Source organism: Methylomonas stagni (assembly GCF_050154735.1).
Taxonomy (GTDB): Bacteria; Pseudomonadota; Gammaproteobacteria; order Methylococcales; family Methylomonadaceae; genus Methylomonas; species Methylomonas koyamae_A.
This window is the reverse complement of the sequence record NZ_CP189557.1, coordinates 1,326,556-1,345,693: the sequence shown is the minus strand read 5'-3', so window position 1 is coordinate 1,345,693 and position 19,138 is coordinate 1,326,556. Positions and strand designations below refer to the sequence as shown.

At 57.7% G+C, this 19,138-nt stretch carries 14 protein-coding genes and 1 tRNA gene; 6 read left to right on the top strand and 9 right to left on the bottom strand.

Features of this window, described 5'->3' with window-relative positions; genetic code table 11:
• Window positions 1–232: 232 nt before the first annotated feature.
• Both ACP4CD_RS06295 and ACP4CD_RS06290 read right to left on the bottom strand, forming a co-directional pair.
• Window positions 233–2,596 (bottom strand): TOTE conflict system archaeo-eukaryotic primase domain-containing protein, encoded by a 2,364-nt coding sequence (locus ACP4CD_RS06295; protein WP_426993959.1) that lies wholly within the window; start codon window positions 2,594–2,596, stop codon window positions 233–235.
• On the bottom strand, window positions 2,589–3,140 hold the full coding sequence (locus tag ACP4CD_RS06290) for a hypothetical protein (RefSeq protein ID WP_426993958.1): 552 nt from the start codon (window positions 3,138–3,140) through the stop codon (window positions 2,589–2,591). Before ACP4CD_RS06290 ends, ACP4CD_RS06295 begins: the two co-directional genes overlap by 8 nt.
• Before the next feature lie 234 nt (window positions 3,141–3,374).
• Between ACP4CD_RS06290 and ACP4CD_RS06285 the strand changes: the two genes are divergently transcribed.
• Together ACP4CD_RS06285 and ACP4CD_RS06280 are read left to right on the top strand one after the other, a co-directional pair.
• Entirely contained in the window at window positions 3,375–3,608 is a 234-nt protein-coding gene (locus ACP4CD_RS06285; RefSeq protein ID WP_426993957.1) for a helix-turn-helix transcriptional regulator, read from the top strand.
• On the top strand, window positions 3,605–4,867 hold the full coding sequence (locus ACP4CD_RS06280; protein WP_426993956.1) for a type II toxin-antitoxin system HipA family toxin: 1,263 nt from the start codon (window positions 3,605–3,607) through the stop codon (window positions 4,865–4,867). The genes ACP4CD_RS06285 and ACP4CD_RS06280 overlap by 4 nt, the downstream gene beginning before the upstream one ends.
• A 146-nt stretch (window positions 4,868–5,013) precedes the next feature.
• Here the strand turns inward: ACP4CD_RS06280 and ACP4CD_RS06275 are convergent.
• The 3 genes from ACP4CD_RS06275 to sbcB form a co-directional block, all read right to left on the bottom strand.
• Window positions 5,014–5,100: transfer RNA gene (locus ACP4CD_RS06275), tRNA-Leu, on the bottom strand.
• 88 nt (window positions 5,101–5,188) lie between these two features.
• Window positions 5,189–6,370 (bottom strand): pyridoxal phosphate-dependent aminotransferase, encoded by a 1,182-nt coding sequence (locus ACP4CD_RS06270; RefSeq protein WP_426993955.1) that lies wholly within the window; start codon window positions 6,368–6,370, stop codon window positions 5,189–5,191.
• Window positions 6,371–6,453: 83 nt separating this feature from the next.
• Window positions 6,454–7,905, bottom strand: coding sequence for an exodeoxyribonuclease I (gene sbcB, locus ACP4CD_RS06265; RefSeq protein ID WP_426993954.1), 1,452 nt, complete (start codon window positions 7,903–7,905; stop codon window positions 6,454–6,456).
• A gap of 114 nt (window positions 7,906–8,019) precedes the next feature.
• Between sbcB and ACP4CD_RS06260 the strand changes: the two genes are divergently transcribed.
• From ACP4CD_RS06260 to ACP4CD_RS06250, 3 genes are all read left to right on the top strand, one after another.
• On the top strand, window positions 8,020–8,613 hold the full coding sequence (locus ACP4CD_RS06260) for an SRPBCC family protein (protein ID WP_281023122.1): 594 nt from the start codon (window positions 8,020–8,022) through the stop codon (window positions 8,611–8,613).
• An 87-nt stretch (window positions 8,614–8,700) separates the two neighbouring features.
• Window positions 8,701–9,654: a beta-propeller fold lactonase family protein gene (locus ACP4CD_RS06255; RefSeq protein ID WP_426993953.1), complete on the top strand. Its 954-nt coding sequence runs from the start codon at window positions 8,701–8,703 to the stop codon at window positions 9,652–9,654.
• Window positions 9,655–9,716: 62 nt separating this feature from the next.
• Window positions 9,717–10,001, top strand: coding sequence for a hypothetical protein (locus tag ACP4CD_RS06250; RefSeq protein WP_064029855.1), 285 nt, complete (start codon window positions 9,717–9,719; stop codon window positions 9,999–10,001).
• A gap of 128 nt (window positions 10,002–10,129) precedes the next feature.
• On the opposite strand, the gene ACP4CD_RS06245 is transcribed toward ACP4CD_RS06250, so the two are convergent.
• Genes ACP4CD_RS06245 through lexA form a run of 4 tightly spaced genes read right to left on the bottom strand, consistent with a single transcriptional unit; the run spans window position 10,130 to window position 16,035 of the window.
• Window positions 10,130–13,354 carry an error-prone DNA polymerase gene (locus tag ACP4CD_RS06245; protein WP_426993952.1) on the bottom strand — a complete coding sequence of 1,075 codons (3,225 nt, stop codon included), beginning with the start codon at window positions 13,352–13,354 and terminating at the stop codon, window positions 10,130–10,132.
• The gene (locus ACP4CD_RS06240) at window positions 13,338–14,819 is read right to left on the bottom strand and encodes a Y-family DNA polymerase (RefSeq protein WP_426993951.1); all 1,482 of its coding nucleotides are present in this window, start codon (window positions 14,817–14,819) and stop codon (window positions 13,338–13,340) included. Before ACP4CD_RS06240 ends, ACP4CD_RS06245 begins: the two co-directional genes overlap by 17 nt.
• Window positions 14,819–15,430 carry a translesion DNA synthesis-associated protein ImuA gene (gene imuA / locus ACP4CD_RS06235; RefSeq protein ID WP_426993950.1) on the bottom strand — a complete coding sequence of 204 codons (612 nt, stop codon included), beginning with the start codon at window positions 15,428–15,430 and terminating at the stop codon, window positions 14,819–14,821. The genes ACP4CD_RS06240 and imuA overlap by 1 nt, the downstream gene beginning before the upstream one ends.
• Entirely contained in the window at window positions 15,427–16,035 is a 609-nt protein-coding gene (gene lexA / locus ACP4CD_RS06230; RefSeq protein WP_426993949.1) for a transcriptional repressor LexA, read from the bottom strand. Before lexA ends, imuA begins: the two co-directional genes overlap by 4 nt.
• 326 nt (window positions 16,036–16,361) lie before the next feature.
• Here lexA and ACP4CD_RS06225 point away from each other — a divergent pair, with 326 nt between their 5' ends.
• Window positions 16,362–18,911 (top strand): bifunctional diguanylate cyclase/phosphodiesterase, encoded by a 2,550-nt coding sequence (locus ACP4CD_RS06225; RefSeq protein ID WP_426993948.1) that lies wholly within the window; start codon window positions 16,362–16,364, stop codon window positions 18,909–18,911.
• Window positions 18,912–19,138 lie beyond the last annotated feature (227 nt).

Below are 19,138 nucleotides of genomic sequence, written 5' to 3'. Positions count from 1 at the left end.
CGTTTGGATGCATAAATGGTGCTCAGACCGGACTAGAAATATAGCTAATCATATGAAATAAAACGTAAATTATTTGATAAAAATCGGAAGTACACGATCGAGTACACGATTTTAGGTTTTGCTCTTTGCCTCGGTTTTACCGTCTCCATCAAAGTAGTAAACTTTTTATCAACTTTCGAAAATGCTACGGGTTCAATTCTCAAATGACCAATCGAATTCGAATGCTTGTTGATCAGCTTGGGGCAGCCATTCGGTAGCCCATTGCCCGATATCCGCGTTGACGTTTGTCCCACATACGCAGTAGAGCCGGGTGGCCTGTGTCGACAAAATCGATAATCCGAACATCGGTTTTGGTGGCGTGTTCTCGGTGTAAGCGTCCGGCGTATTGTTGCAGAGTTCCTTTCCATGAGATCGGCATGGCCAGAACCAAGGTATCCAGTGGTGGGTGATCAAAACCTTCGCCTACCAATTTACCAGTTGCTAACAATACCCGGGGTGCGTCAGGCGGCAACCCTTCGAGCTTCGTGATCAAAGTTGCTCGTTGCTTTTTCGATATTCGACCGTGAAGCACAAAAGGCGGCGGTAGCTTGTTATCCAGTGCTACCAAAATAGCATCCAGATGTTCGGTGCGCTCAGTCAGTACCAGCACTTTTCGCCCCTGATCAAAAGCCGCGATGATCTCTTTGGCAATCGCTGCAGTGCGTTCCACATCATTGGCAATGTGACGAAATAAATCTTGAATGGGGGATTCCTGAGGCAGATCGATTGCCTTGTAAATCATCTGCGGAATAACTTCCAGATCACTTGGCGCATTATCAGGTTTGGCAGCGGTATAGCGGATGGGTCCGCACTGCATGAAAATGATGGGCTGTTGTCCGTCGCGGCGCACAGGGGTGGCAGTAAGCCCCAACACATATTTTGCTTTAACCCGTTTCAAGATGGCATCAAATGAAACGGCGCCGATGTGATGACATTCGTCGACGATCACGTGTCCATAATTCTCTACCAATGGATTGACTTCACCTTGCCGCGACAAGGACTGCATCACCGCAATATCGATTTTTCCTGTTGGTTTGGCTTTGCCGCCACCAATGGTTCCAACCACGCCTTTGCCAACACCGAGGAAAGATTGCAAACGCTCCTGCCATTGTTTGAGCAGTTCGGTTCGATGGACCAGAATCAGGGTATTGATGCCTCGCCGAGCGATAATCGCGGCCGCAGTCACCGTCTTACCAAATGCGGTAGGCGCACAGAGCACACCCGCGTGGTGTTGCAACATTTCACTGACTGCCAGTTCTTGATCCGATCGCAGAGTACCGGCGAATGCAATGTCGATTGCTTGTCCATCAAAGCGTTCATCCTTTAAATCATAGCGAATACCATTTTCCTTCAATAAATTAAAGGCGCCATCCAGGCAGCCGCGCGGTAATGCAATATGGTTCGGATAGTTTTCGGCACACCCAATGACACGTGGCTTATCCCAAACCGGGAAGCGCATAGCCTGTGCTTTATAAAACTCAGGATTCTGAAAGGCCGCGAGACGTATCAGTCGATTTGCCAAAGGTTGTGGCAGCTCGGATTTCTCAAAATAGATCAGGTTAGCCAGAGTAATAGACAGTGAATCAGGCAACGGCCCGGCAAGTTTGGCATTTTTGCTATCAGACCGCTTCCAAGGTTCTTTGTGATCTTCCTCATCGATAAAAGTGACATCCAATGGATGTGCATTGCCCGTGGCCCGCAAAATAGTTGGCTCAATATCCACGGTAGCCATCGGCAGAATACTGGCTAAAAAGCCCCACTGGTCGGGATAGGGCTGTAAGTGTTTGTCGACAAACACGCTAAACCCATTCTCCCGTGGTTTTTTCTGCAAGGGCAATGCGATCAAATTGCCAAAACCACCTTTGGGCATGGTGTCTTGATTAGGAAATAGGCGATCGTAGGAAGTCAGCTTCAGTTGCCGAGTCCGAGAGCAGGTATGGCTGATGATGGCAGTGCCAAGTCGTCTGGCATCACGCGCGGAAACCTTGCTCGCGAAGAAAATCCAAGCATGAGCACCATTGCCGGAACGCGATATTTCCAGTGCTGCCGGTACCCCTAGCCCTAGTTCAGAGCATGACTGGACAAATGCCCGTGCATCTTCCTTCCAATCGGCCTCGTCGAAATCGACTGCCAGAAAATAACAACTGTCGTCAGCCAGCAACGGATAAACGCCAATCGTGTGTTCGCTGGAAAGATGGCTATAAATGACCGCGTCGGACAAAGTGCTCAGTTGCCGGACGCCACAATCGGAACATTTGATGCGAGGCTTGTGGCAAATACCGGGCCGCCATTCATTCGCGCAGGCTGGCGCATAGCCAGATTTTCCGGTGGTTTTGCTTTCCCAGCGAACGGGATATACGTCGGACCTGCCGCGAAACAAGCGGCGAAATAACGCAACTTTTTCGATTGTTGAAAGAGCTGATAATTCCGGTTCAATTGAGACAGTATTGGGTGGAGGTTCTGGCGGTACTCGCCACTCGATGTTATGCGCTTCGAGTAAAGCAATCAGCCTTGCGTTTTCAGCTTGGAGATCGGCTAAAAACTCATTGCTAGTCATCGATGCCATATTCGGCTAACAATATTTCCATGTCGTCGCCAACACCCCAGCCGACGTTTGGGCCTTGCAGCGCAACTTGCTCGAGTCTGTCTATAAACGGTGGGCGTTTGGCTTCCGGCAATGCGATGACATATTTCAATGCTTGTTCGAACATTCGTACCAAGGCATCAAAATACCCTTCATCGTCCATGCCGCAGTAACCCAAGAAAACAAATACTTCTTCGCAATAGAAAATTGACAGTTCGGCCAGTCCTTCAGGTTGACCGACTGCTTTTTTGTAATCAGTAATCGCTTTCTTCGCTTTGGCCACTGAAATAGGTTGATTACGCATGACATCCGGACAAATCCAGCGGGAAATCGTGTCCTTATAGGGTTTAAGAATATCCTCGCCCAACCCGAATCGGGCATGTAGAAACGTTTGATTATCTTTATTGGCTGCGTATAGATCTTGTATCAGACCGATCAGGCCAACACGATCGACGTCAGCCAATTTGGATTTAACGTCGCTCCAGGTTGCTTTGGATTTTTTCTGTTTGCTAGTCATTTGCTGTCGGTTGTTTTCACTTGGTTCGTTTTTGCAATTACCCTAAGTTATATCATCAGCATTCAGCGCTAACCATCAAAGTCAGATAGACTTGACACAGAAAGGGGCTATTTTTCCCGAACGGGAACTTCGATGCTTGTCTCTCGTAAATTCTAAATTAATTTTCCCGTACGGGAAATTAAACTTGAATATTAATTGTTTTCGCCTAATAATTTCCCGAACGGGAAGAACACTATGATCAACATCCAATCGACCCAACAACTTGGCCAAGCGCTACGCTCTGCCCGCAAACAACTCGAATTAACTCAATCCGAATTAGCGTTGGCGGCAGGTGTTGGCGTTCGCTTTATCGTCGACCTCGAAGCAGGCAAGCCGACCGCGCGTCTGGAAACAGTGATGCGCGTGATTGAAGCACTGGGTGGGCAGGTCATGCTCGATGGCCTGCCGGACATAACCGAAGCACCATGAGCCATTTGCTTGCAGTATATTTATTCGAACGCCGGGTGGGAGATTTGGCGCTAGTTGAGGGTAGTCTGCAATTTAGCTATAGCGCCGACTGGTTGCAACAAGCCGATGCGATCCCGCTCTCCTGTTCGCTGCCGTTGCAAGTTGAGCCGTTCAACGATCAGCAAACGCGGCCGTTCTTTGCTGGATTGTTACCGGAAGGCAAGTTACGGCAATTGATAGCCCGCCAGTTTCAGGTTTCGAAACAAAACGACTTTGCCTTGCTCGACCATATTGGTGGCGAATGCGCCGGTGCCGTTTCGCTATTGTCGCCAGACCAATTACCCACTGTATCTGAACCAGCGAACGAGATCGACTGGTTATCCGACTCTGACGTAGTTACCTTGTTGGATGAATTGCCGCAGCGGCCGATGCTGGCTGGTCGCGATGGCTTGCGCCTGTCCTTGGCGGGCGCACAGGATAAGTTGCCGGTGGTGTTTGATGGTCAACGAATAGGCTTGCCCCGCAATGGCACGCCCAGTACCCACATTCTCAAACCGACCATCGCTGCCGTGAAAGACAGTGTGATCAACGAAGCTTTTTGCATGACCTTGGCCAGAGCAATGCAACTTGATACCGCACAGTCGCAAATTGGCAGCATTGGCGAGCGCCAATTTCTGTTGGTTGAGCGTTACGACAGAACACTGGCTGCAAATGGCCGACGCGTGAGACTGCATCAGGAAGATTTCTGCCAGGCACTTGGCATAGTGCCCGAATTGAAATACCAGAACGAGGGTGGGCCGGGGTTGGATCAGTGCTTTGACTTAGTCCGCCGCGTGACCCGACCGAGTGCGCCGCAGGTGTTGCGTCTGCTGGATGCGGTCATTTTCAATGCTTTAATCGGCAACCACGACGCCCATGCCAAGAACTTTTCTATCTTGTATGCCGACAAGTGCGCCGTTCTGGCGCCGCTCTACGACGTATTGTCAACCGCCGTTTATCCCAGCCTGACGCCCAAGATGGCGATGCAGTTGGGTGGCAAATACAAATTCAGCGAAGTGCAAGCCCGACATTGGGATCGCTTTGCCCAAGCGGCGGGCTTATCGGTAGCGCAAACCCGAAAACGTATCCTCGGCTTGTGCCAACGGCTACCGCTTGTCGCGCGCACTTTGCAAGCATCGGCGGATCATGACTTTGTCGGAAATCCGGCGGTTGAACGAATCGTACAGCTGATCGAGCAACGCGCGGCGCTGACGGTCAGGCGGTTGAATGATAAGACCTAAAGCCAATCGGCTGGCGTTGATTTTGGCATCGCTTCTAAGTGTGTGCTGGACTCGTTTTCGTTGGATGGCGCCGGACAATAAAAAACCCGCTAAGCCAGTAAACTTGCGGGTTTTTGGATTGGGTTGCACCCTGTTGGATGCATAAATGGTGCCTCAGACCGGAATCGAACCGGTACGACCTTTCGGTCGCGAGATTTTAAGTCTCGTGCGTCTACCTATTTCGCCACCGAGGCCCGGTGCTGTCGCGGAGACAGTAGCCGGCGAATTCTAAAGCAAAGCGCCGAATTGTCAACGTAAAGTTGGCCGTCCGGCGCGGCTTGCTCAGACCGCTTGCTTGATGCGGGCCAAAGCGTTTTCCAGATTGGCCATGCTGGTGGCGATCGAGATGCGGATGTGGCCTGGGCAGCCGAAGGCCGAGCCGGGCACCAGCGCGACGCCGGCTTTTTCGATCAGGTATTCGGCGAATTCCAGGTCGTCGTTGATGCCGTCCAGGCGGGCGATCAGTTTGTCCACATTGGGGAAGACGTAAAAAGTACCGTCGGTCGCCAGGCATTCGATGCCGTCTATCGTGTTCAACTCGGCGACGACGAAGTCGTGGCGTTTCTTGAACTCGACCATCATCGCGTCGATGCAGCCTTGATCGCCGTTCAGCGCGGCTTCGGCGGCGACTTGCGAGATCGAGGTCGGGTTGGATGTGCTTTGAGATTGAATGATGCACATTGCGTCGATCAAGTCGGCAGGTCCAGCGCAATAGCCGATCCGCCAGCCGGTCATCGAATAGGCTTTGGAGACGCCGTTCAACACGATGGTACGGTCGTAGAAGCCGGGGTGGGCGTTCAGAATGTTGACGAATTCGCCCTTGTTCCACAGGATGTGTTCGTACATGTCGTCGGTGGCGATCAACACGTCCGGGAAATCCACCAACACGTCGCCCAGCGCTTTCAGTTCATCCAAACTATAGGCGGCTCCGGTCGGGTTGGACGGGCTGTTGATCACCAGCAAGCGGGTTTTGGCGGTGATCGCGGCGCGCAACTGGGCCGGCGTGATCTTGAAACCTTGCGATTGGCCGGCTTCGACGATGACCGGCACGCCGTCGGCCAGCAACACCATGTCCGGATAGGACACCCAGTACGGGGCCGGGATGATGACTTCGTCGCCGGGGTTCAGCAGCGCTTGAGCCAGATTGTAAAAACTTTGCTTGCCGCCGCAGGACACCAGGATTTGCTTGGGCTCGTAATCCAGACCGTTGTCGCGCTTGAATTTGGCGATGACGGCTTTCTTCAGGCCGGCGGTGCCGTCCACGGCGGTGTATTTGGTGAAGCCCGAGTTGATCGCATTGATGCCGGCGGTTTTAATGTGTTCCGGCGTGTCGAAGTCCGGTTCGCCGGCGCCCAGGCCGATGATGTCTTTACCGGCGGCGCGCATGGCGGCGGCTCTGGCGGTGATGGCCAGGGTAGGGGACGGTTTGACTGCTTTAACGCGGTCGGACAATGTGATGCTCATGCTTCCTCGGTCGAAATTTACTCAAATGGCCGGCATTATACGGTAATTTGCCGGTTACGCTTGGTTTGGCGCGCTAAAACCGATTATTTTTTAGGGTTTGCCAATTTTGCGGCCAGTTCGTCGGCATACGCCAGCAGTTGCGCCAGTATCGCCGGATCTTGCTTGTCGGTATCGGGCGACAGGGCGGCGATGCTGGCTTTAAAACTTTCCAGCGCGCTGGGCCGGTCGGGCGCCGGTTCCAGCAGGCGCCGCCGGCAATGCGCCGACCAAAGCTCTCGCTCTTCGGCGGTCAGGGTTTCCGGATAATTGCGAGCCCGGTAGCGAAACAGCATTTCCGGCAAGCGGGCATCGTCGAAGCCCGGATCGAAGTCGGCCAGTTCGGCTGGCGGCAATTGGCGGATTCGATTCATCGCGGCTTTGTCGCCGGCACTGAAGAAGCCGCCGCTGTAGATCATCAAGTCCGGATCGTCGGGAGCGTCGGCGTAGTCGCGGCGAAACACCGCGCCCAGTTTGTCGGCCAACGGCGGCGCGGCTTGCAGTTGTTGCAGATGTATCTGGCAACAGCCCAAATCCAGTTGCAATCGCTCGGCGTCGGCCGGCCGGATCACCGACAGCGGCGCCAGCACCGGCGCTTTGTTGACGTGCACGGTTTTCAACGGGATGCGGGTGACGCCCTCCGGTAAGTCGTCGTTGGCAACAAATAGGCGCTCGCGGATTTGTTCGGCCGAAAGATCGAGCAAGGGTCCGGGATCGGCGGACAGATCGTAAACGATGATTTCGTTGGCGTTGACCGGGTGCTGGGCCAGCGCGACGACCACCGCCAGACAGTGGTTGCGAGCCGGGTAGCGGGCGGAAATATGCACCAGCGGCGTGAAACTGCCGAGTTTCAACAAGCCGAGCGCTTGGCTTTTTAGGCGGTGCTCGAACAAGTAGTTGAAAAGCTTGGGTTGGTGTTGCTTAATCAGCTTGGCGACCGCGATGGTGGCACGGACGTCGGCCAGCGCGTCGTGGGCGTCGGCGTGGCCGATGCCGTTGGCGCGGGTCAGTTCTTCCAAACGAAAGCTGGCGACGCCTTCGGCATTGTCCGGCCAGTGAATACCGTCCGGGCGCAATGCGCGGGCGGCGCGGGCGATGTCGATCAAATCCCAGCGCGAGTTGCCGTTTTGCCATTCGCGGGCGTAGGGATCGTAAAAATTGCGGTACAGCAGATTGCGGGTGACTTCGTCGTCGAAACGCAAGGTGTTGTAACCCAGCGCGCAAGTGCCGGGTTGGGCGAGTTGGGCATGGATGCGCGCGGCGAATTCGGCTTCGCACACGCCGCGCTGGCGGGCCACTTGCGGGGTAATGCCGGTGATCAAGCAAGCTTCCGGGTGGGGCAGGTAGTCGTCCGGCGGTCGGCAATAGACCATCAGCGGTTCGCCGACGATATTAAATTCGTAGTCGGTGCGCAGTCCGGCGAACTGGCAGGGCCAGTCGCGGCGCGGATCGGCGCCAAAGGTTTCGTAGTCGTGCCAGAAAAAGCTGGGTGTGGTCATGGTGGCTCGGGTGACGGGAAAAATTCCGCAAACTTGCGTTTGCGGCGACTAGCCGGCGGATTTTATCTTATAATCGCCGCCTTATTTTTACGCGACCACCATAGGAAACCGTTTATGAAAAAAACCTCGCTACTCGTTTCAGCGGCTCTGATGTTGTTTACCGGCTTGGCCAACGCGCACGGCCCGGTCAGAGCTAAACTGACCGCGACCCTGACCATCGATGCGCCGGCTGCGAAAGTTTGGGACTTAATTAAGAATTACAACGATATGTCCTGGCATCCATCGATTAAGAGCGTCGAAGGCGGCGACAACACCAAAGGTTCGGTGCGTACCTTGCATCTGCAAAGCGGCGGCACTATCAAGGAAGAGTTGAAATCCTACGAAGACGCCAAAATGGCCTACAAATATAAAATCATCGACATGAGCTCGACCGGCACCATTAAACACGCCGGCCAAGACGAGCCGCTGCCGGTACTGCCGGTCGGCAACTACGCCGCCGAATTGTCGGTGGCCGATAAAGGCGGCAAGGCCGAAATCGAGTGGGTGGCGACTTACTACCGCGCCTACGTCAACAACAATCCGCCGGCCGAGTTGAACGAAGAAGCGGCCGACAAAGCCGTCACCGAAGTACTGACCACCGGTCTGGAAAACGTTTCGCGCAAATTGACCGGCCACGCTGGCAAGGTCGAAATCGAGATGAAACGCTAAACCATGCTCTCAGGATAGAGACGCGCGCTAGCGTCTCTATCGCCTCGGCCGGGTTTCGCTCGGTCCACTTGTTGCTTTCTCGTCATCATGACTCATTTCCGCAAGCCCGTATTGATCGCGACGTTAATGCTGAGTGCCTGGAATGTCCGGGCCGCGCCGGCCGCGTTCATCACCAATCAACTCGACAATTCGGTGTCGGTGATCGATACCGACAAGCAGAGCGTCGTCGAAACCGTCAAGGTGGAAGGCAAGCCGGCCGGCGTCGCGGTGAATTCGGTATTGAAGCAGATTTACATCAGCACGCCGGAAGGCGGCGGTTTCGCGGTGTTGGATAGCGAGCGGCTCAAGGTGCTCAAAGTCGTCAAGGTCGGCGGCGCCTCGCTGGGCATCGCGGCCGACCGCAAGGGCGAGCTGGTGTTCGTGGCCGATTGGTACGAGAACTCGGTCGCGGTTTTCGACGCCAAGACCTTCGCGAAAATTAAGACTATCACGGTCGGCAAATCGCCGTCGGGCATGACGGTCAGTCCCGATAACCGTTGGCTGTACGTGGCCAATCGGATCGACGATTCGATTTCTCAAATCGATCTGGCCAAATTGACGATCCGCAATACCACCAAGGTTGGCGAGCATCCGTTCGGCATCGCGGTGGACGGCAAGGGCAAACGCTTGTATTCGGCCAATGTCGAGAGCGACGACGTTAGCGTGTTGGACGCCCACAGTTTAAAACGCTTGGCGACGATCAAGGTTGGCTCCCGGCCTTACGCGGTGGCGCTGGCCTTGAACGATAGCCTGCTGTTCGTGACCAACCAGGACGACGGCACGGTCACCGCGATCGACACCGCGGCCTTGAAGCCGGTCGCGGTGATCCCGGTCGGCGACAAGCCCGAGGGCATCTGCACCCATCCCAACGACAGTCAGGTCTACGTCGCCAATTGGTTTGACAACAACGTGTCGGTCATCGACGCCAAGACGCTCAAAGTGGTCAACACCATCGGCACCGGCGAGGGTAGCCGGGCCTTCGGCGAGTTCTTCAGCCGCTAAGCGTCGTATTTTGCGGCCGCTGTGCTAGACTGCGCGCCGCTTACACCATTTTTGAGAAGGCTATGGCTGAAAACGTTGAAGATTTGACCATCCGTTACGAAGACGGCGGCGTCGAAACCGTGAAGGAACTGGATAAAAAAATATTGAGCAAAGGCGCTTGGGCGACGGTGCTCTACCGCTATCAGGATTGGGAGCCGGCTAAGAATCAATACAGCGCCGACCGCTTCAGCATCCGCCGCTATCAAAAGCGCAACGGCGAGTATCAGCAAAAATCCAAATTCAATATTTCCAGCGAAAAGCAGGCCTTGGAATTGATCGAAGCCTTGCAAGGCTGGCTGAAACCGTAAGCGGTTTTGCCGCCGGACTGAATCGGTCTGGCGGAAATGACGCCGGCGATTTCTCGCCGGCGGTGCTCCGTGTTTTTAACACGCCTCTTCGTGGCCCGGCGCCGCGCCGTCCGCCTTTCGGCGAAGGTTTAGTGAAAATCCCTCGATTTGGCCGCCAGTTCGCTGATCCAGTCGCTCCAATCTTCCAATTTGCCGGCGATCAAATGCAGCACGCCGTCCTGCTGCTGGACGATGCCGGCCACGCCCAGCAAGCGCGCCTTCAGCAAGGGTTTGCGCTGGGCCAGCGCGGTTTTCGGCCAGACGATCAAGTTGACTTGGCCGGTTTCGTCTTCCAGGGTCACGAAGGTCACCCCGGCGGCGGTCATCGGCCGCTGCCGGCAAATCACCAGGCCGGCGACCTGGGCGATGCTGCCGTTGCGGCGTTGCCATAGGCTTTGCGCGGTGATGACGCCTTTCGCGCCTAGCTGTTGTCTTAGCAACGCCAGCGGATGCTCGCGCAAGGTCAGGCCGACGCTGGCGTAGTCGGCAATCGTGTCCTGTACCGGCTGCGGCGCTTTCAGCAGCGGCGTGGCTTCGATGATGCGCGGCACGCCGAATACCGGTAGCGGCGCTTCGACGCCGCCGGCCGCCCAAAACGCTTGATGGCGATTGCCGGCCAGCGCCTGCAAGGCATCGGCGGCGGCCAGGGCTTCCAGGTCGCGTTTATCCAGCTTGGCGCGTTCGGCCAGATCGGCGACGCTGTCGAAGCCGCGTTCGGCGCGGGCCGCGCCTATCCGTGCCGCCGCAACGGCGGACAAACCCTTGACTTGATTGAAGCCCAGTCTTAACGCCGGCGGATTTATTAGTCCGGCTTTATCGTTTGTTGGTATGCCGCTCGAGATGCGCTCTTTGGCTGTGTTCATAACAGGCTTGTCGCAACCTGATGTGCTTCGTCCTTTGACAAGCTCGGGGCGAACGGTATTTAACGGCCGGCGGTCGTGCTCCAAGCCGCAATCCCAAGCGCTATGCCGCACATCGACAGCCCGCACCTCGACGCCGTGGCGGCGGGCGTCCTGTACCAGTTGCGCCGGCGCGTAAAAGCCCATCGGCTGGCTGTTCAGCAAGGCGCAGCAAAATGCCGCCGGATGATGGCACTTCAACCAGGCCGACACGTAGGCCAGCAACGCGAAGCTGGCCGAATGCGATTCCGGAAAGCCGTAATCGCCGAAGCCCTTGATTTGTTGAAAGATGCGCTGGGCGAAGTCGTCGCGGTAGCCGCGTTCGCGCATGCCGGCCAGCAATTTTTGTTCGAAGGGTTCTAGGCCGCCCTTGCGCTTCCAGGCTGCCATCGCCCGGCGCAATTCGTCGGCCTCGCCGGGGGTAAAGCCGGCGGCGACCATCGCGATTTGCATCACCTGTTCCTGAAAAATCGGAATCCCCAGCGTGCGCTCCAACACTTGTTTGATTTCTGGGCTGGGGTAGTCGATAGCTTCCAGACCGTTGCGCCGCGCCAGATAGGGGTGGACCATTTCGCCTTGAATCGGGCCGGGGCGGACGATGGCGATTTCGATGACCAGATCGTAATAATTGGCCGGCTTCAAACGCGGCAGCATGCTCATCTGCGCCCGCGATTCGACCTGGAACACGCCGATGCTGTCGGCTTGTTGCAGCATCGCGTACACGGCTGGGTCCTCGGCCGGAATGTCGGCCAGATTCCAGGCACGGCCGGTGTATTCGCCAAGATAGGCTAGCGTCTTGCGGATCGCGCTGAGCATGCCCAAGGCCAGCACGTCCACTTTCAGCAAGCCCATCGCTTCCAGATCGTCTTTTTCCCACTGAATCACGGTCCGCTCGGCCATCGCCGCATTTTCGACCGGCACCAGCCGGGTCAGCTCGTCGCGGGCGATCACGAAGCCGCCGACATGCTGCGACAAATGCCTTGGAAAACCACGGATTTGCTCGACCAAGGCGCTCAACTGGCGGATCACCGGGCTGGCGGGATCGAAACCGCAATCGCGCAAGGCCTCCGGCATCAGTTTATAACCGTCCCAGCGATCGACGTTGCCGGCCAGCCGGTCCAGTTGGCCGGCGTTCAAACCCAACGCCTTGCCGACGTCGCGCACCGCGCTGCGGCTGCGATAGGTAATCACCGTCGCCGCCAGCGCGGCACGGTGGCGGCCGTATTTGCGGTAGATATATTGAATGACTTCCTCGCGGCGCTCATGCTCGAAATCGACGTCGATGTCCGGCGGCTCGTTGCGTTCCCGCGATAGAAAACGTTCGAACAGCAGATTCATCCGGCCGGGATCGACTTCGGTAATCCCCAGGCAATAGCAAACTGCCGAATTCGCCGCCGAGCCGCGACCTTGGCAAAGAATGTTTTGGCTTTTGGCAAAGGCGACAATGTCGTGGACGGTCAAAAAGTAGGGTTCGTAGGCCAGATCGGCAATCAAGGCCAACTCGTGCTCGACTTGTTGCCTGACCTTGGCCGGCTCGCCGTCCGGCCAGCGCTTTTTCAGGCCGGCTTCGGTCAAATGCCTGAGCCACGAGGCCGGCGTGTGGCCGTCCGGCACCAGTTCGCGCGGGTATTCGTAGCGCAGTTCGTCCAGCGAGAATCGGCAGCAGGCGGCGAGTTTGACGGTTTCGTCCAGCCAGGCTTGCGGATAAATCTCTGCCAGCCGTTGCACGGGCCTGAGATGGCGCTCGCCGTTGGCGAACAAGGCATAGCCCAGCTCGGTCAATGGCCGGCTAAGGCGGATCGCGGTCAAGGTATCCTGCAAGCATTGCCGGGAACGAAGGTGCATGTGGACGTCGTTGCAGGCGACGATGGGAATATCCAAACCGCCGGCCAAATTTTCGGCGGCGGCGATCCATTTCCGGTCGCGACCGGACAAAAATAGCCCGGAGCCTAGCCATAGATCGGTGCCGAATAGACTTTGCAGCCAGCAACCGTCTGATGGTTGCGGGTTTGCCAAGTCCGGCAGCCAGATCGCCAGACAGCGGGCCGGAAAGTGTTGCTGAAAATCGCTGCGGCTCAGCCGGTAGCTGCCTTTGTCGGCTTGACGGCGGGCGACGCTGATCAGATGCGACAAGTTGCCGTAAGCGATGCGGTCGGTTGCCAACAGCAGCAGTTTCAAGCCGTCGTCCAAGCGCATTTGGCTGCCGACGATCAAATCGATGCCGTGCTTTTGGGCCGCCAGATGGGCGCGGACGATGCCGGCCAGCGAACATTCGTCGGTCAAGGCCAGCGCCCGGTAACCCAGGCGGGCGGCTTCGGCGACCAATTCTTCCGGGTGCGAGGCGCCGCGCAAAAAGCTGAAATTGGACAAACAATGCAGCTCGGCGAAGGCCGGTGCATCAGCCGAACAGGCCATGACAATACCAGCCGCCGTTCGGCTTCAAGTCTTGAAACACCCACAGTTTGCGGCCGGCGCGGTCGTGGGCGATGCGGTAATCGCGGCGGACCGGCGCGCCGTCCCACCAGCCGGATGCGATGCGTTCGCGGTCCTGCGCGAAATGCAGCTCGGCCGGATTTAGCGGCTTGGGGATGCTCAATAGCCACAGCGGGCGCGGCGGCAGTTCGGCTTGCTCGGCTGCCGATTCTAGACCAAACACGCCGGCCCGTTCCGGCCGATGTTCGGCGGCGGCGGTCGGATATTGCAAGGCTTGATGGCCCAGCCGGCTTTGCAATTGCTCCAGCGCGCTTTGCCAGTCCTGTTCGCGGATTTCGTCGTCGAACAAACTAAAGCTGCGCGGCTGGAACGGTACGACGGCTTCGCTGAACAATTTGACCGCCAATACCGGTGCCGGCAGCGGCGTGCGTTCCAGTTTTTCCCGCAGCAAGCGGGCGCAATGCAGCGGGTCGCGGCTGGCGTGGCGCAAGCTTAATTCGACCGGCGTGGCCGGACGCCGGTAATGCTGCAAGCGCAGTTCGACGGCCTGGACGGCGGCGTCGCGCCGGCGCAGAAACTCGGCCAGTTGCTCGAGCAGTTGTTCGACCGCCGGGAAGAAGTGATCGAGTTTGTCCAGTTCGGCCGGCAGTTCGCGGCCGGCGGTGAAACGCGGCGGGCGGTGGAACTGCTTGGGTAGGCGCGAGTCGTGGCCGGCCAGTGCGTCGAGCCGGGCTAGCAGTTCGGGGCCGTAACGCCGAGCCAAGCCATCGCGCGGCAGCCGCCAGACGTCGGCCAGGGTTTGCACGCCGGTCCGCGCCAGACGTTGCGACAGCTTGGCGTCGAATCCCGCCGCCGCCAGCGGCAACGGGCCGAGCAGGGAGCGCAGTTTGGCCGGTTGCGCGACGACGACTTCCAGATTCAAACGTGCCAGCATTTCGGCGGCCGCCGGCGACGGCGCCAAGGCCAGATGGGCGCGATGGCCGATGCCGGCCAGGGTTTGGCGCAGTTGTTCGCGTAGTGATTCGGCGCCGCCGAACAAACGCAAGCAGCTCGATACTTCCAGCAGCAGGGCTTGCGGCAGGTCGCGGCTGACCCACGGGCTAAAGTCCAACCCGGCGTCGGCCAGAAGGTCTAGCGCGATGTGCTCCAATTGCGGGTCGCGGTTTTGTATCTGCAAACCGGGGCAGAGCGCCAGCGCGGCGGCGGGCGTCATGCTGGGTTCGACGCCGGCTAGCCGGGCCGCTTGCGAAACCGCGTACAGCGAGGGCCGGCCCTTGACGGTTTCCTGCAGCGCGCAAGCTAGTCTTGAATCCAGACCGGCGGCAGTCAAGGCCAGATCGGGGAAATAGGCGCACACCCAGAGTTTGGGTCGATGGGCGGCGGGCGCGACTTCGCTGTGCCGGGGCGGTAAATATCTGGGCGCTAGGGCGCGGGCGGTGGCGGCCATCAGATTGCCAACAGCAAATCCAGTTGGCGCAGACTGCCGCGCGCCTTGGCTATCCGCAGTCGCAAGCCGCCGCTTTCGCGCCGCAAGGCCAGTTGCAATGCGGCGTGGCGGGCTTGCGCGGCGTGACCGACCGCGAACAGCACCGCCAGCGCGTTACCGGCCTCGGCGGCTAATTGTAAGCGGCGAGTTTGGTGCGCGGCCAGCGGCCGTTTGGGCCAGGCCAAGGCCATGCCGCAGCCGCCGCTACGGAGTAGGACTTCCAAGGCCCACGGCAGATCGGCGGCTTCGGGGCAGGCGACGACCAGCAATTGCCCGAGCTCGACGCCGGCTTGCTGCAAGCCCGGTGCGTAAGCTTGGTAGGGCGGCGCCAACCAGACGATACGCCGGCCTTGTCGGCTCAGCGAGGCCATCGCCGGCAGCAGCAACGGCAATTCGCCGACGCCGACCTGGGGCAGCTGCCAATGCATTAACGCGCCGCTCGGCCAGCCGCCGCCGGGCAGCAGCGCGTCCAGTTCGGTAAAACCGCTGGCGATGCCGCTGGCCGAGTCGGTTTGCAGGCCGCGCCAGACTTGGTCTTGGCCGCGCAGTAGTTGTTCCAGTGCCGGCTTCATGGCAAGTCGCGGCGGATCACGCCGACGACCACGCCTTCGATGCTCAGCGTGTCGCGTTCCAGATCGACGGTCAGTACCGCGAAGTCGGGGTTGGCCGGCTCCAAAAAGGCTTTATTGCCGTCCAGGCGCAGGCGTTTGACGGTGGCTTCGTCGCCGATGCGGGCGACGACGATTTGGCCGTTGTCGGCAGTCGGCGTCCGCCGCACCGCCAGCAGGTCGCCGTCGAGGATGCCGGCGTCGCGCATGCTCATGCCATGCACCCGCAACAGGTAGTCGGCGCGGTCGCGAAACAGCTCCGGGCCGAGCCGGCAATAGTCTTCGATATGCTCCTCGGCCAGTATCGGTTTACCGGCGGCGACCCTGCCCACCAGCGGCAGGCCGGCTTCGACTGTCGGCTTCAATAAACGAATGCCGCGCGACGCCGACGGCACCAGTTCGATCGCGCCCTTACGCGCCAGGGCCTGTAAGTGGCCGCGGATGCTATTGGTCGAGCGCACGCCGAACGCGGCGGCGATCTCGGCGATGGTCGGCGGAAAGCCGTCCTCGCCGAGGCGGTGCTCGATGAAGTCGAGGATGGTTTGCTGGCGGTCGGTTAATGGTTTCATGCTGTTTTTATATTCACTGCTTTTATAAGCAGTATAGTGGTTTTTTATCAGCGGATTCAAGTCGGCAAATCGGGTTAGCGGGGTCGATCGGGATTGGCCGGTATGCTCGAGCCAGAGCCGAGTCGCGGCGGGAAAACGTTTCGGTAGATGCGGATTTCCGGGCGTTTACGCCGGCGTTGTCCAGTTGAGCGGCGACTGCCGGCCCGAGGCACCCATGTCGGGCCGGCGACTTTAAAAGCATAGAGTGGTTGGGAAATCGACGCTAAAGGCTAAGCTTATGTAAACCGGCAAATCGCGCCCATTTATTTCTCCAACCGTTTTATTGCATGTTTTGTCCGAATAGAAGCCCAAAAAGCCGTACCCTGTTGATGCTGTGCTATTTGGCGATTTTATTGGCTTTGCAAATCGTCGTCGCGTTGGCGCCGTTGCCGGATGGCTGGAAGGGAATCGCCAATTACGCGCCGCTGCATACGCTGTTGGAAACCTTATCCATCGTCGTGTCGGCGCTGGTGTTCGCGGTCGGCTGGAGCGTTTACCAGCGCGAGCGCTCCGGCAATTTGATGTTGCTGGCGTGTTGTTTTGCCGGTGTCGCGCTGTTGGACATGCTGCATACCTTGTCGTATCAGGGCATGCCCGATTTTGTGACGCCGAGCGATCCGCAAAAGGCGATCGATTTTTGGCTGGCGGCGCGCGGCTTGGCCGCGCTGGCCTTATGCTCGGTCACCGTTTTACCGAATTGGGACTTACAACAAACCAACGGGCGTTGGTGGATGTTGGCCGGCGTGCTCGCCGCGGTGGCCGGGGCGGCTTGGGTGGTGCTGTTCCACGCCGATTGGGTACCGGAAACCTTCGTGCCCGGCGTCGGCCTGACCGGGTTCAAGCGGATCAGCGAATACGGTTTGATAACGGTTTATCTGGCGCTGGCCTTGGGTTTGTACCGGCGCGGTCTGTATCCGCAGAGTTACGACGTGCAGGGCTTGGCCGGCGCGGCCGTGGTGATGGCGCTCAGCGAAATTTTCTTCACGCTGTATGCCGACGTGACCGACATCTTCAACTTATTCGGCCACCTCTATAAAACCGTTGCCTACGGCATGATTTATCGCGCGGTTTTCATGAATTGCGTCGAAATTCCCTACCACCGTCTTTATCAATCCAAGCAAGCCCTGGCGGCCAGCGAAGCCAAGTTCCACGCCATCATCGACGCATCGCCGATTGCATATTTGTTATACGACGGTCGGAACCATATTGCTTACTTGAATCCGGCTTTCGTCGAAACCTTCGGTTACAGCCGAACTGAGTTGCTGGAATGGGAAGATTGGTGGCGGAAGGCGTTTCCGGATGCCGAATACCGGCGGATGGTCCGGAGCGATTGGGAAGAACGCGCCCAGTTGGTTCTGAGTGGCGGTCACGGGTTTCCGTCGATGGAACTGGACGTCGTCTGCAAAAACGGCGCTAAAAAAATCGTGTTAGTCAATTTGGTGGCATTGAGCGCGGATCTGGCCGGGCATCAGGTCGTCATATTGTCCGACATCACCGAACGGGTCCGGGCGCTCGACGTGATCTGGAAACAAGCCCATTTGGACCCGTTGACCGAATTGCCTAACCGCAGTCTGTTTTTGAGCAAATTGGCGCAAGAGTCGGCGGCGGCCGCCAAATCGGGTTTGCGGATGGCCTTGTTGTTTATCGATTTGGACCGGTTTAAGGACGTCAACGACACGCTGGGCCATTTCATGGGCGACATTTTGTTGCGGGAAGCCGCGCGGCGCCTGCGGCAAGCCTTGCCCGAGGCGTTGACGCTGTCCCGCATCGGTGGCGACGAATTTACCGTGATCATTGGCGGTATGAAGGAAAAACCGGAGGTCGAGGCGATTGCCCGGATCGTGTTGCGCGGTCTGGCCGAACCGTTTCGTTTGGGCGACGACACCGTCTATTTGTCGGCCAGTATCGGGATCGCGTTTTATCCGGACGATGCCAGGAAAAGCGACGAGTTGTTGAAAAATGCCGATCAGGCGCTTTACGAAGCCAAAAAGCGCGGCCGGGACCGTTTCAGTTATTTCACCAGCGAATTGCAGCAACGCGCCCAAGTACGCTTGCGCTTATTGAGCGAATTGCACGCGGCCTTGCGCAAAGACCAATTCGAGGTTTACTACCAACCTATCGTCGATATGGCGACGCTAAAAATCGTCAAGGCGGAAGCCTTGTTGCGCTGGCGTCATCCGGCGTTGGGGATGGTGAGCCCGGCCGAATTCATCCCGCTGGCCGAGGAAACCGGCTTGATTGTGGACATTGGCGAATGGGTGTTCGACACCGTGTTGCAACAAGCGGCGATCTGGCGAAGGCTTTACCATCCCGAGTTTCAAGTCAGCATCAACAAATCGCCGGTTCAGTTTCTCAGTGCCCGTTACGATTACAAGCGCTGGCCGGAAGATTTAGCGCGGATGGGCATCAGCGGCGCGGCGATGGTCGTCGAAATCACCGAAAGCCTTTTGCTCGACGCCAACGATATCGTGCGCGAACAGCTGCAAGCGTTTCATGCCGCCGGCATTCAGGTGGCCTTGGACGATTTCGGTACCGGCTACTCGTCGTTGACCTATTTGAAGAAATTCGACATCGACTATATCAAGATCGATCAAGCCTTCGTCCGAACCTTGCCCGTGAATGCCAGCGACATGGCGGTTTGCGAGGCCATCGTCGCGATGGCGCATAAATTGGGGATACTGGTGGTCGCGGAAGGCATAGAAACCGGCGAGCAGCTGGCGCTGTTGCAAAAAATCGGCTGCGATTTCGGTCAAGGTTACCACTTCGCCAAGCCGATGCCGGCCGCTGGCCTGACGGCGATATTCGAACAAGCGCTGGGTGTAGCGGTTTGCAATTGAAAACGCGCAAACCTGCAATCAGCGCAATTTTCGACCAGGAATAAATGCAACTGACGGGTGCTCAAACCGAGATTATTTGCAACTGACACCCGTTCCAGAAACTCCTCGCCAAGGAAACAATATGGACGTTGATTCATTGACGAGATAGTTGGACTATCAAGGTCTGATTCGGCGTGAAGGGCATCTTGGCAAGACAAACGTCCGGAAAACGGACGTATTCTGGACTG